We start from the raw sequence: 12997 nt of genomic DNA, 5'->3' as shown, positions 1-12997 counted from the left end.
AAACGGTATGTTTTATGCAGTTGTCAGCTTCCTGCTCCATCCTCTATAATGAATGAGGATTGGAGGAAAGCCCATGCTGAAAGCGAAAACACGCTGGAAACTGGCCACCTATGATGAGCAGCTTGCTGCTAGTATTGCCGCAGATTGCCAGCTTACTCCGCTCGTATCAAAGCTACTGGTGATACGTGGCATTGACACATCACAAAAGGCTCGTGATTTTTTGCAAGCCGGTCCAGAATTGTTTCATGACCCTTTCTTGCTGGATGGAATGGAACAAAGCGTGCATCGCATTCAACAAGCCATTCAGAGGCAAGAACCGATTTGCATATACGGCGATTACGACGCCGATGGGGTTAGCTCCACATCGCTAATGGTACATCTACTGCGCCAACTCGGCGCTGTTTTTGACTACTACATTCCCAACCGTTTTACAGAAGGGTATGGGTTACATAAAGACGCCTTGGCGCATCTGCATCAAAGTGGCTATAAACTGATCATCACTGTCGATACAGGGATCAGTGCAGTCGAACAGGTAGCGTACGCGAACCAGTTGGGTCTTGACGTCATTGTAACCGACCATCACGAACCTCCGGCAATCATCCCGGAGGCATTTGCTGTGATTAATCCCAAGAAGCCTGGTTGTTCGTACCCGTTTGATATGTTGGCGGGAGTGGGGGTCGCCTTTAAAGTGGGGCATGCCTTGCTGAAGGAGCCGCCTCTGCATTTGGCAGATTTGGCTGCATTGGGGACGATAGCGGATCTGGTGCCGTTGGTAGATGAAAATCGCATTCTGGCTCGAGCAGGATTAAAGCGCTTAAATCATACAAGGAACCTTGGTCTGCAGGCCTTAATCCGAGTATGTGGCTTAGCCGATACCGAGCTGTCTGCGGGACATGTAGGCTTTGCGCTTGGACCGCGTCTGAATGCAAGTGGAAGGCTGGAGACGGCTGAATCCGCTGTGAAACTGCTGACGACTTCGGATATGGACGAAGCAGAGAAATGTGCCCAGGCGCTGGACGACTTAAACCGTGAACGTCAGGAAATCGTCGCAGCGATGACCGAGGAAGCTGTACAGATGGTGAATGAGCTGTATCCGCCAGACCAGAACAATGTTCTCGTTCTGGCTAAAGAAGGCTGGAACGTGGGCGTGGTAGGGATTGTAGCTTCTCGATTGGTTGAGCTTTTTTACCGTCCCACGATTGTGCTTGGCATCGATCCGGAAAAAGGAACGGCAAAAGGCTCGGCGAGGAGCATTGCAGGTTTTGATATGTATGAAGGTCTGACTGCTTGCAAGGATTGGCTACCGCACTATGGCGGTCATACGATGGCAGCGGGGATGACCTTGCCTGTAGAAAATCTCGACTTATTACGCCAAAAATTAAACGAGCTAGCTGGAGAGTGGTTGTCCGCTGAAGACTTCACGCCGATGACCAAAGTGGACGTTGCGATGAACATGGAAGAGATCAGTTTGACCGCAGCGGAGCAACTCGAACAGCTCGCCCCATATGGCATGGGGAATCCAACTCCGCTCGTTTTGTTAGAAGAAGTAGAGACACAAGGTATGCGCACCATTGGGCGAGATGACAATCATTTAAAGTGTACATTGAGCAAAGCGGGGACCTCTTTGGATGCAATTGGCTTCAACTGGGCACATGTAACAAAGAGAGTAACGCCCAAGGCACGTTTTCACGTATTGGGAGAATTGTCTGTAAACGAATGGAACGGAAATCGAAAGCCTCAGCTGACGATCCGTGATTTGTCTGTTGGACATCAGCAAGTATTTGACTGGCGAGGCAGCCGTGACAAGATAGAGAAATGGCAGCAAGTGATGGCGGAGTCTAATTCGGTGACTGTTCTGTTTCGCGAGGAAAGCTATGAATCATTGGCAGCGAAAGCAACAAGCGAACAGGTGAATTCCTTGTTCGTGGTTGGTCGAGAAGGGAACATTACAGCCTCATCCAATGTGATTTTGTATGATTTGCCGACGCGCCGTTCTGACTTGGAAGTGGTTCGTGTCTTGCTCAAACAAGCGGAGCGCATTTACTGTTTGTTTGGTGATCCGGATTTAGGAATGGAGCGGCTTTCCTGTCCGGGCCGAGATCATTTTAAACAGTTGTACCAGTTTTTCGTTCAGGTGCCAACTGTTAAAAAAATCCATATGGATGCATTGGCAAGAAAGCTGCAATGGAAAAGAAATCTATTAGACGGCATGATCGCCATCTTTATGGAGCTGGAGTTTTTAGTAGAGGAGGCCGAGCAGTACACGCTGCAGGCAAACACTGCCAAAAGGCCGCTCGAGAGCTCTGTGCTCTATACGAATTGGAAGGAAGAGGCACAACTTGCTACGGATTTATTACTATCTTCTTCCGATGCAATGATTCAAGCGCTTCATCAATTGGTGGAACCAACCACCGTTTAGGAGGAATTTTTCATGGATTTTAAACAATACATTCGTGTTATCCCAGATTTTCCACAGCCAGGGATTCGTTTCAAGGACATCACTACTCTGTTGAAAGATGGCCCTGCTTACAAAGCTGCGATTCAAGACTTGGCGGTCTTCGCTCGTGAAGTACAAGCAGATGTGATTGCGGGTCCAGAAGCTCGTGGATTCGTAGTAGGTGCGCCATTGTCGTACGAAATGGGAATTGGCTTTGTACCAATCCGCAAGTCTGGCAAGCTGCCATATGAATCCATCAAGGCGGATTACGACCTGGAGTATGGAAAAGATGCATTGGCCGTACACGTAGATGCGATCCAACCAGGTCAGCGTGTTCTGATTGCAGACGATTTGCTGGCGACAGGTGGAACCATTGAGACAACAATCAATTTGATTGAGCAACTCGGAGGAAAAGTAGTAGGAGCTGCCTTCTTTATCGAACTGTCCTACTTGGATGGACGTAGCAAAATAGGTGAAATTCCTGTCAAATCGCTCGTTCAATATTAATTGATGCAACAAGGAAAAACGGGTCAAATGCCCGTTTTTTTCTTTTTTCTACGACTGTACATACTTTACAGGGGAATTCAGCTTTACAAGACGAACGACATACAAGATAATAGTATGAAATAGACAGACATGATACGTGCAAGTAAGCCTTCGCCTGCGCCAAAAGACTTGGCAACGCCCAAGTTTTCTAGTCGTATAGGAAAGTTCAAGTGCTTCACAGTGCGAAATGCGTCCAGGCTTAAACTTTCCGGAGCGCATCACGAAGTGCCTCAGCTTCTGCTTCCGGCAATACTTCGGTGAAACTTTCCGCTATAATGCGGTCGCTCCTCCGTGAGAAGGCCTCGATCGAGGTTATTTTACTGAGAGGATAAGGGAAGGGAACTATGATTACCGGCATTGATGAGATAGTAAAAAAAGCAAGCACCTATTTATCACAATCGGATATGGACCTGATTACACGTGCCTATCAGCTTGCCGAAAAAGCGCATGAAGGGCAAATACGCAAATCAGGTGTTCCTTACATTATGCATCCAATCGCCGTGGCGGGAATTCTCGCAAACCTGCACATGGATGCGGTTACGATTGCGGCTGGATTTTTGCATGATGTCGTAGAGGATACCGAGATTACGCTTGATCACCTCCGTGAGCAGTTCGGACCAGATGTTGCTCTTCTGGTAGATGGTGTGACCAAGCTGGAAAAAATTAAATACAAGTCCAAAGAAGAACAGCTCGCCGAAAACCACCGCAAGATGCTGGTTGCCATGGCACAGGACATCCGCGTCATCATGATCAAGCTGGCAGACCGTCTGCACAACATGAGGACACTTCGGCACATGTCCGAGGAGAAGCAACGAGAGATTTCCGATGAAACGCTGGAAATCTTTGCGCCACTCGCTCATCGCTTGGGGATCGCTTCCGTCAAATGGGAACTGGAAGATACAGCGCTTCGGTATTTGAATCCGCAACAGTACTATCGGATTGTGAATCTGATGCAAAAGAAACGGGTGGAACGAGAAGCCTACCTGAATGAAGCTTCGGATACGATCAGAGAAAAGCTGGGCGAGTTAAACATTGAGGCAGAAATTTCGGGACGTCCGAAGCATATCTACAGCATCTTTAAAAAGATGACGAGACAAAACAAGCAGTTCAACGAGATTTATGACCTGCTTGCATTGCGGATCATCGTGAATGACATCCGCGACTGTTATGCGGTTCTCGGTATCGTGCATACCCTGTGGAAGCCGATGCCAGGTCGATTCAAAGATTACATTGCCATGCCAAAGACGAACATGTACCAATCTCTTCATACGACAGTGATTGGGCCAAAAGGTGAGCCATTGGAAGTGCAAATCCGCACGTGGGATATGCACCAGACAGCAGAGATCGGGATCGCGGCTCACTGGGCGTACAAGGAAGGCAAAAGCATCGTGCAAGGCTCGTTTGCAGAGAAGCTGGGGAGCCTGCGGGAGATTATCGAAGGTGGGTCAGAAGAAGCTCCGAACGCGCAAGAATTCATGGAGAGTCTCAAGCAGGATCTTTTCTCCGATACGGTTTTCGTCTTTACGCCAAAAGGTGATGTCGTTGAGCTGCCAAAAGGCTCTGTACCGCTGGACTTCTCCTATCGGATTCACTCTGCGGTAGGAAACAGAACGATTGGCGCCAAAGTGAACGGCAAGATTGTACCGCTCGACTACGCGATGAAAACAGGCGATATCGTCGAAATCCTGACGTCCAAGCACTCGTACGGTCCTAGTCAGGACTGGCTCAAGATGGCCAAATCTGCGCACGCTCGAAATAAAATTAAACAGTGGTTTAAAAAAGAGAAGCGGGAAGAGAACGTCGCCAAAGGTCAGCAGATGGTGGAAGCGGAGATCAAATCGCGCAGCTTTGATGTAAAAGAAGCGATGACGGAAACGAACCTGAAGGAAGCGGCAGCCCGTTTTAATTTCCAAGGGGCAGAAGACATGTTTGCCGCAGTCGGCTATGGCGGCATTACGGCTTCGCAAATAGCGACTCGTCTCCTGGACAAACTCCGTCGGGAGCGCGAAGAACAAAACCCGACCATTCCTGAGGTCAAACCGAATCCAGCAAATCGTTCTGCCAAGAGTGAGTCTGGCGTCAAAGTCCGTGGCTTGGATAATTTGCTCGTCCGTATTTCTCGTTGTTGTACACCTGTCCCCGGCGACCAGATTATCGGTTTCATTACGAGAGGTCGTGGGGTATCGGTGCATCGACTGGACTGTCCGAACGTACTGACTGACGAATGTACAGAGCGTCTGATTGATGTCGAATGGGATACCGATTTCAAACATAATTTCCATGTAGAGATCGAGATCACAGGCAATGATCGGAGCGGACTGTTAAACGATGTATTGCAGGTTGTGGCTGAGACAAAGACGAATATTGCGGCTGTCAGTGGCAAGTCCGATAAAAACCGAGTGGCAACGATTCACATGACCATCTCGATTAGCAATGTGGATCATTTGCTGAAAGTAGTAGAGCGCATTAAGCGCATCAAAGATATATATTCGGTTCGCCGGATACTGAGCACCTGATCCTTCGTGGATTGGGTGTTCTTGTTTAGCTAAGAGGAAGGATGAGTCAGTGTGAGAGTTGTCGTACAAAGAACGAGAGAAGCGAGTGTTACCGTAGCAGGAGAGATCGTCGGACAAATTGATTACGGCTTAATGCTGCTGGTAGGAATTACGCATGAAGACACAGAAAAAGAAATAGAATTTGTCGCAGACAAAATTGCGAACTTGCGTATTTTTGAAGATGAGGAAGGCAAAATGAACTTCTCTGTTTTAGACAAGGGTGGTCAAATTTTGTCCGTATCACAATTTACGCTGTATGGGGATTGCAGAAAGGGCAGAAGACCCAACTTCATGGCTGCCGCACGACCTGAGCAGGCTGAACCGCTGTACGAGCTGTTTAACGCCAAGCTGCGGGAAAAAGGGCTCCATGTGGAAACAGGACGCTTTGGTGCAATGATGGACGTGCGTCTGTTAAATGATGGCCCTGTCACATTGATTGTGGAATCATAAACACAACCAAGGGGGATGAAATCATGGCGCAAGAAGCATTGGTTATCGGTGCGAGTGGCATGCTTGCAGAGGTCTCCCGATGGCTGGCTCGCCAAGGCTATCAAGTAACTGTACTTGGTCGGGATCCAGTCAAATTAAGTCGTATCAGAGACGGTTCCATTCATCCAGAGTCGATTCATTTGCTGCCACAGGACTATCATCAAACAAACAGCTTGCGTCAGGCTATGGCCGAGCTCGTAGAGAAGAGAGGACCGATGGATGTGGTTGTCGCGTGGATTCATTCGACTGCACCGCATGCACTCTCGGTGATCGTGGAAGAACTGTCGCGTCCTGAGAAGCACTGGCAATTGCTGCATGTGTGTGGGAGCGGTGCTTGGAAAAATTCACGGAAAGAACCTACATCAGAAGTTTGCCATTATCGACGGGTCATCCTCGGGTTTACATGTTCAGGTGAGCATTCACGCTGGCTGACGAATGATGAAATTGCGGCTGGGGTGATTAACGCTCTGCAAACAAATGAACAACAGATAATCGTTGGTCAGGTCGAGCCATGGGAAAAACGCCCCGCTTATTCATCCTTATAACGAAGTCAAATACAAAAAACGATTGCCGAATGCAATCGTTTTTGTCGTTTCAGTACGAAATCGGGTCAGTGAATGTAAGTGGCTGTTGGGAGGATTAGATTTTTGCCAATTAGGTTTGCAGAAATCGGTTTTTTCCCGATTTCTCGTGCCCATATCGAAAGTTGTCCGACATGGTGGATTTCATGAGCAATCATGTGCCGCATAATTTCACCCCATGTGTACGTAGCGATGCTACCGTCTGGTTTCGTATCCTGAAAGGCTCTTGTTTCCATACTTTCATCCCAATTGCGCAAAAATTGAAGCACATCAGGGCGGAAAGTCGCCTCCAGCTCACGAACCTTTTCCAACCGTTTGTAAAGGTTGAAGCTTTCTTGAAAATCAGGCCTTCCCAACATGACTTGAATCCAGCTCCACTCTACATCAATGATATGGAACAGTGTATGCAAAATACCCCCGACACCTCCGAGGCGCGGACGAAGCAATTCTTCCAGCGGAACATCCTCACACCATTTCATCCATTCTTCACGAACCATCCAATTGTACTCAAACATGGTCTTAATAGAAATCACTCCATTTTCAAAGGTTAACTTGTGATCACCTGCGTCCATACCGTGCGATTACTGATATTGTGATTGTTTTTCATCCGTCATCACTCCTTTCGATGCCTTATGATATTCGCAAATAATTTGGGAATTCCTGCCAGTCCTGCCTTAATGCGATTGGATAGGCCATAAAACAACCTCCATACGAGTGAGCTTGAGCCAGCTTTTTTCGCATGGAGGTTTTAGTAAGAGAGGGATCAGCCTCCCTGATTGCTTTGTGTATTAAAGTACTGGACAATCCCTTTGAACAAACCTTCTGCCGCAAGATCCTGCTGTTTCTCAGAACGTGCGCGAATCTCATCGTTGTAGTTGGATAGGAAGGAGATCTCGGCCAAAATGGATGGCACCGGGTTTTCGCGTAGAACGAAATAGTTTCCGTACCGATAATTCATGTCCTTGTAGTTCGTCGCTTTGACCAGTTCCGTTTGAACCAGGGAGGCGAGCTTGCTAGAGTTACCTTGGCTGTAGTAGAAAATAATCGAGCCATTCGTTGCAGAGTTTGGATGCGTATTATGATGGACGCTGACAAAAATATCAGCCTGATTTTGAATCGCGATGTCGACGCGCTGTTGCAGGGTCAGCTTGCGATCATCAGCCCGTGTCATGATGACTTTGGCACCTGCCGATTCCAACTTGTTGCGCAGGAGCAGAGATACTTGCAGATTGACTGTTTTCTCTAAAGTAGAGAAGCTGGAACCCGTCGAACCGCCATCTGTGCCACCATGTCCAGCATCGACGACGATGACTTTGCCGGCAAGATCATTACTGCGCACCACTGCTGGCGCACCATTCGCAGAAACGAGCCAGCCTGCAATGTAGCCTGTGGAGCCGTCAGGGAAGTTTACTTGGAACCACTCGCCTGATTTATTGGCAATCCCGTATTTCTCGCCAGGCTGTACCTGTTTGATAACATCATGATCGGTGCTCGGACCAGAACGAACATTGGTATCTGGATTCATGATCGTCACGTATGGGCCAGTCGGAGTAGGCATGCTTGGTTGGTTCACCGTAATATGCCAGCCTGCCACCCAGCCAGTTTTTCCGTCCGCCGTGTTGATGCGGTACCAATCTTCTTGTTTTTCCAAAACAGTCAGCTTGCTTCCGACTGAAAGTGTAGCTTGAATGGCACTGGTTGTGTTCGGTTCACTTCGCAGATTCAATCCGTCCGTTTTTACTGTGGCGGTTTGACTGGAAGAGGATGGTTGCCCAGTCTGAGGTTGCGTGTTTCCATTTCCATTTTCGGGTAGAGTCGGTTGACCTGTATTCGGGTTGGTTTGATCGGTGGAGAGCCAAGCATTGACTCCATCGTAAGGGAATTGAATCCAACCATTTTGTTTGTTCAAGACCGTAATTTTCTCGCCCGCATGCAGTTGACCGATAGCAGGTGTACTGGCATCCGGCGTAGCGTATACGTACGGAGCGAAATCCAAGGTTAGGCTGGCTCCTTGTACAGCAGGAGGCTTCTGTTGTGAGCCTGTTCCCGCTGGATTGGTCGTTGGGGGCGTACTACCTGTAGAGGGAGGGGAAACTGCTTGTCCCGTACCTACTTCTTTTACAAGCCAGTTTGCTACCCAGCCTTTTGTTCCTGCGTTGAGTTGAATTTGGAGCCATTCGCCACTCGTTTGCACGATAGGGTAGCGCGTACCTGGATTGATCGTTTGTACGACTGCATATGTCTGACCGGGCCCAGAACGAACATTGAGATTCGTTGTGGTGCTCTCCACTTGCTTGGCAGATACAGCTGGTGGTTTCTGTTGCTGTTGCTGTGCGCTGACGAGCCAGTTCGCTACCCAACCGCTTTGACCGTTCGGAAGCTTTACTTGAATCCAGTCATTTTTGGTGGAGATGACAGGCAGCACAGTTTTGTTCGGCAGTGTAGTGACGATAGCGTCTTGGAGGCTGGGACCTGAACGGACATTGAGCTTGTCCACTGTGACCTGAACAGAACCGGCGGCCCAGGCTGCAGAAACGGGGAGGGAAATGGCACAGACGACAGTCAGGAGACTCCTCAGGATCTTTTGACGAACAAACACGATAGACATCCTTTCCGATATACGTAGCTTTTTGAATTCATAGCATTCTTGCATGTTTTTACCAAAATAATCACTTCGCTCTTTCTCCTGCCTTTTCCTGCAAAAAACGACAAAGTTCTGCATGGCTTCCCTGATTGCTTTTCTGTAGCCAAGGCAATACTAGATTTTACTAGACGCTAGCGAACGCAGCTTTTCAGGAGGAATTCATCGTGAGACAGTCAAAGAAGGAAACATTCGCGCAAGGATTGAATCGGCAGTTTTTATCTGTCGATTTTCAAGACGATTTAGAGAAAGAAACGTCACTACAAAATGCAGAAATGGCCCAAGATTTTCATCCGGGCTTGCGGGATATCCAACACCCCAGGCAAAAACGGAAATGACCGCTTTTGCCACCTTGCACATGATGCCACAACTTGTCTAGTTGACCCGAGTAATTCTCGTCGGCTATGATGAGGAGTGGCATTTTTGAAAAAAGCAGGTGAACTCCATGATACAGATTATATGTGAGGGACACGCATTCGAGCGGGAACTCTCCTTAATTCTCGCATTATTTTATGAAGATCCAGCGCTCACTTTTGTACCTGAGTGGACAGATGGGGCAGATTTGAAAATCAAGCTGGCATTGACCGTGCATGAAAATGGAGTCGTAGCATCGGGAGAGTTATACGATGGCAAGCGAAGCATCTCCCATCAGGTGGAGCGAAACTATGTAGCACGTGATGAGAAAGCGATGAAAAAGACAGCCAAGCAAGCTCTTTGTTATGCGCTGTTATTGATGCTGGAAGAATATACGGGTATGGAGCAAGGCTGGGGAATCTTGACCGGGATACGTCCGACGAAATTGCTGCATCAGTTGAACGCCGCTGGTGTAGACAGACAGGAAGCACATAAGAGATTGCAGCAGGATGTAATTTTGCGACCATACAAGCTAAAGCTTTTGCAAGAAATCGTAGACAAGCAGCTTAGCGACGTGCCTGATTTGTATCAAATTGACCGCGAGCTATCGGTATATATCGGCATCCCATTTTGTCCGACGAAGTGTGCGTACTGTACGTTTCCAGCATACGCGATTCGCAGTCATACGGCTTCGGTTAATCCGTTTCTCGAAGGTCTCCATTACGAGATGGAGCGGATGGGAGAGTGGCTTCGCGCGAATGATCAACGGATCACGTCCATTTATTTCGGAGGTGGAACCCCAACGAGTATTACCGCAGATGACATGAACCAGCTATTTGAGACGATGCATCGTTCGTTTCCACACATGGGAGATGTGCGTGAGTTGACGGTTGAAGCGGGAAGACCCGACACGATCACTCGCGAAAAGCTCGATGTGATGAAGCAGTGGGAAGTGGATCGTATCAGCATTAATCCTCAATCGTTTACGCAGGAGACGTTACAGGCAATCGGACGTCATCACACCGTCGAAGAGACGATTGAGAAGTACCATCTGGCTATGGAGATGGGCTTGACGAACATTAATATGGATTTGATCATCGGACTGCCAAACGAAGGCGTAGCCGAGCTGGCACACAGCCTCCAAGAGGTAGAAAAGCTGATGCCCGCCTCTCTGACGGTTCATACGCTGTCTTTCAAAAGAGCATCTGAGATGACGCAGAACAAAGACCGCTACAAGGTCGCCAGTCGCGAAGAAATTAGCAAGATGATGGAGATGGCCTCCGAGTGGACAGCAGCGAACGGTTATGACCCGTACTATTTGTATCGTCAGAAAAACATTTTGGGAAATCTGGAGAATGTCGGGTATGCCAAGCCAGGGCAGGAGAGCATCTACAACATCATGATCATGGAAGAGGTACAAACGATCCTTGGTCTCGGCTGTGGTGCGGTATCCAAGCTGATGGCCCCAGGAAGCGGCAAGCTGACGCGCTTTCCGAATCCGAAGGACCCGAAAACGTACAACGACACCTACAAGGTTCTGGTGGATAACAAGCTCCGTGATTTGGATGAAATCTATTCGGGCGCGAGAACAGCTGGACAGGTATCTGGCAAGTAAGTGATGGATATACTTGTTCTTAATAAAAAAAGTTTTATTCGAGCGCCTGTTGACGGCTGTTGGCGGGTTTGCTATGATTCACATTAAGCTTTTTTATTGAATAAGAAATGATCTGATGACGGGAACAAGTATCCAGGAACCGGATGCCCAGAGAGAAAGCGCCGTGGCTGAGAGTGCTTTCGTATAACGGCTTGGTGAATGACATCCCTGAAGACCGCAGTGAACGGCTGAAAGAAATCTCTTTCCCCAGTAACTGGCAGGCGTGTGCCGGCGTTAACGGCTAATAAGTGGGATAGCCTTTTGATTGTAGGCTATTCAAACAGGGTGGCACCACGGGAGTATAACCAGTCTCTCGTCCCTGACATGCGGCGATTTGCTAAATGTCAGGAGACGAGGGGCTTTTTTATTTGGTCATAAAGAAAAGTTCCTTGATCCTGAAGGTTTGGCTTTAGCCCGAGTTTTTGAAAAGACATGGAGGTTCGAGAGGAATGACAAGAATCCAGATCCCACGCGGTACGCAGGATATCATGCCTGGTACTGTAGAGCTGTGGCACTACGTGGAGGCCAAGGCCCGCGATCTGTGTCGCCGCTCCAATTACGCGGAAATTCGTACACCGCTGTTTGAGAGCACAGAGTTGTTCCAACGGGGTGTAGGCGAGACCACGGATATCGTGGAAAAAGAAATGTACAGTGTAGCCAATCCGCGCAGTACGGATGCCCTCACGCTGCGCCCAGAAGGGACAGCGGGTGTTGTGCGCTCCTACGTGGAAAACAAGCTGTACGGTGTGCCTAATCAGCCGACCAAGCTGTACTACTTAGGACCGATGTTCCGTCACGAGCGTCCGCAAGCAGGCCGCTATCGCCAATTCGTGCAGTTCGGTGCAGAAGCGATCGGTTCAAGCGATCCAGCAATCGATGCAGAAGTCATTGGCCTTGCGATACGTCTGTATCAGGAGCTCGGATTGACAGGACTTTCTGTGGAATTGAACAGCGTAGGTACAGTAGGAGACCGGGCGCGTCACCGTGAGCATTTACTCGCACATTTGAACGGTGTTCGCTCCGAGCTGTGCGAGGATTGCCAGTCTCGTATCGATCGCAATCCGTTGCGCGTGCTCGATTGCAAAAATGAAAAATGCAAAAGACTGAAGATGGACGCTCCGTCCATTTTGGACTACTTGAGCGAGGAATCCGCGGCCCACTTCGAAGCCGTACAAAACTATTTGACCGCGCTGGATATTCCGTTTCATGTAAATCCTCGCCTGGTTCGCGGCTTGGATTACTACACACTGACCGCATTTGAAATCAAAATGGCGGAGATCGGTGCGGTAGAAACGCTATGTGGCGGTGGGCGCTACAACGGACTGGTTGCAGAGCTGGGCGGCGACGATATGCCGGGCATCGGATTCGCACTCAGTATCGAGCGTCTGCTATTGGCTCTGGAAAAGCAAGGCGTTCAACTGCCAATCTCGGGTGGCATCGACTGCTTCGTAGTGGTGCAGACACCAGAAGCGAAAACAACAGCCTTCGTACTCGTCGATCAATTGCGCCAGGCGGGGATTGCGGCTGAGTTGGATTATCTGGATCGGAAAATGAAAGCACAGCTGAAGCAAGCAGATCGCTTACAGGCTCGCTTTACTGCGATCATCGGTGAGTCTGAATTAGCGAATGGCACGGTTGTTCTAAAGGAAATGGCAACAGGCGAGCAACAAGAAGTGAAACGCGAGGAACTCATTGCTGTACTCGCTGCAAAAGTAAATCAATAAAACAAATCATTGGGGG

The 12997-nt window shown here is 48.8% G+C and carries 10 protein-coding genes and 1 other annotated feature; of the genes, 8 read left to right on the top strand and 2 right to left on the bottom strand.

The features are described 5' to 3' along the window. The first annotated feature begins 73 nt into the window (after window positions 1-73). The 5 genes from recJ (at window position 74) to M3630_RS05490 (ending at window position 6572) form a co-directional block, all read left to right on the top strand. The gene (gene recJ, locus M3630_RS05510; RefSeq protein ID WP_251251494.1) at window positions 74-2419 is read left to right on the top strand and encodes a single-stranded-DNA-specific exonuclease RecJ; all 2346 of its coding nucleotides are present in this window, start codon (window positions 74-76) and stop codon (window positions 2417-2419) included. 12 nt (window positions 2420-2431) lie between these two features. Then, on the top strand, window positions 2432-2944 hold the full coding sequence (locus M3630_RS05505; protein WP_173608447.1) for an adenine phosphoribosyltransferase: 513 nt from the start codon (window positions 2432-2434) through the stop codon (window positions 2942-2944). 383 nt (window positions 2945-3327) lie between these two features. Beyond that, window positions 3328-5499, top strand: coding sequence for a RelA/SpoT family protein (locus M3630_RS05500; RefSeq protein ID WP_017247578.1), 2172 nt, complete (start codon window positions 3328-3330; stop codon window positions 5497-5499). 51 nt (window positions 5500-5550) lie between these two features. Beyond that, entirely contained in the window at window positions 5551-5988 is a 438-nt protein-coding gene (gene dtd, locus M3630_RS05495) for a D-aminoacyl-tRNA deacylase (RefSeq protein ID WP_251251493.1), read from the top strand. Window positions 5989-6011: 23 nt separating this feature from the next. Beyond that, window positions 6012-6572 carry a short-chain dehydrogenase gene (locus M3630_RS05490; protein ID WP_251251492.1) on the top strand — a complete coding sequence of 187 codons (561 nt, stop codon included), beginning with the start codon at window positions 6012-6014 and terminating at the stop codon, window positions 6570-6572. 65 nt (window positions 6573-6637) lie between these two features. On the opposite strand, the gene M3630_RS05485 is transcribed toward M3630_RS05490, so the two are convergent. Both M3630_RS05485 and M3630_RS05480 read right to left on the bottom strand, forming a co-directional pair. Beyond that, the gene (locus tag M3630_RS05485; protein WP_251251665.1) at window positions 6638-7132 is read right to left on the bottom strand and encodes a DinB family protein; all 495 of its coding nucleotides are present in this window, start codon (window positions 7130-7132) and stop codon (window positions 6638-6640) included. A 239-nt stretch (window positions 7133-7371) separates the two neighbouring features. Further along, on the bottom strand, window positions 7372-9261 hold the full coding sequence (locus M3630_RS05480; RefSeq protein ID WP_251251664.1) for an N-acetylmuramoyl-L-alanine amidase family protein: 1890 nt from the start codon (window positions 9259-9261) through the stop codon (window positions 7372-7374). 155 nt (window positions 9262-9416) lie between these two features. On the opposite strand from M3630_RS05480, the gene M3630_RS05475 reads away from it, so the two are divergent. The 3 genes from M3630_RS05475 to hisS all read left to right on the top strand — a co-directional run bounded on the left by M3630_RS05475 (window position 9417) and on the right by hisS (window position 12981). Then, complete coding sequence (locus M3630_RS05475; RefSeq protein WP_012685602.1) at window positions 9417-9587, top strand: hypothetical protein; 171 nt, start codon at window positions 9417-9419, stop codon at window positions 9585-9587. 107 nt (window positions 9588-9694) lie between these two features. Next, the gene (locus M3630_RS05470) at window positions 9695-11218 is read left to right on the top strand and encodes a coproporphyrinogen III oxidase (RefSeq protein ID WP_251251491.1); all 1524 of its coding nucleotides are present in this window, start codon (window positions 9695-9697) and stop codon (window positions 11216-11218) included. Window positions 11219-11324: 106 nt separating this feature from the next. Then, window positions 11325-11581, top strand: a binding site (T-box leader). A 125-nt stretch (window positions 11582-11706) separates the two neighbouring features. Then, window positions 11707-12981 carry a histidine--tRNA ligase gene (gene hisS / locus M3630_RS05465; RefSeq protein ID WP_251251490.1) on the top strand — a complete coding sequence of 425 codons (1275 nt, stop codon included), beginning with the start codon at window positions 11707-11709 and terminating at the stop codon, window positions 12979-12981. The last annotated feature ends 16 nt before the right edge of the window (window positions 12982-12997 follow it).

This window comes from Brevibacillus sp. MER 51 (assembly GCF_023714195.1).
Classification (GTDB): Bacteria; Bacillota; Bacilli; order Brevibacillales; family Brevibacillaceae; genus Brevibacillus.
The sequence above is the reverse complement of the archived record's forward strand: the minus strand, read 5'-3'. Positions and strand labels throughout refer to the sequence as shown.

Bases quoted from the DNA above. Each gene is read 5' to 3' on its own strand.
- recJ (WP_251251494.1), top strand. From the start codon at position 74: ATGCTGAAAGCGAAAACACGCTGGAAACTGGCCACCTATGATGAGCAG.
- M3630_RS05505 (WP_173608447.1), top strand. From the start codon at position 2,432: ATGGATTTTAAACAATACATTCGTGTTATCCCAGATTTTCCACAGCCA.
- M3630_RS05500 (WP_017247578.1), top strand. From the start codon at position 3,328: ATGATTACCGGCATTGATGAGATAGTAAAAAAAGCAAGCACCTATTTA.
- M3630_RS05490 (WP_251251492.1), top strand. From the start codon at position 6,012: ATGGCGCAAGAAGCATTGGTTATCGGTGCGAGTGGCATGCTTGCAGAG.
- M3630_RS05480 (WP_251251664.1), bottom strand. From the start codon at position 9,261: ATGCAAGAATGCTATGAATTCAAAAAGCTACGTATATCGGAAAGGATG.
- M3630_RS05470 (WP_251251491.1), top strand. From the start codon at position 9,695: ATGATACAGATTATATGTGAGGGACACGCATTCGAGCGGGAACTCTCC.
- hisS (WP_251251490.1), top strand. From the start codon at position 11,707: ATGACAAGAATCCAGATCCCACGCGGTACGCAGGATATCATGCCTGGT.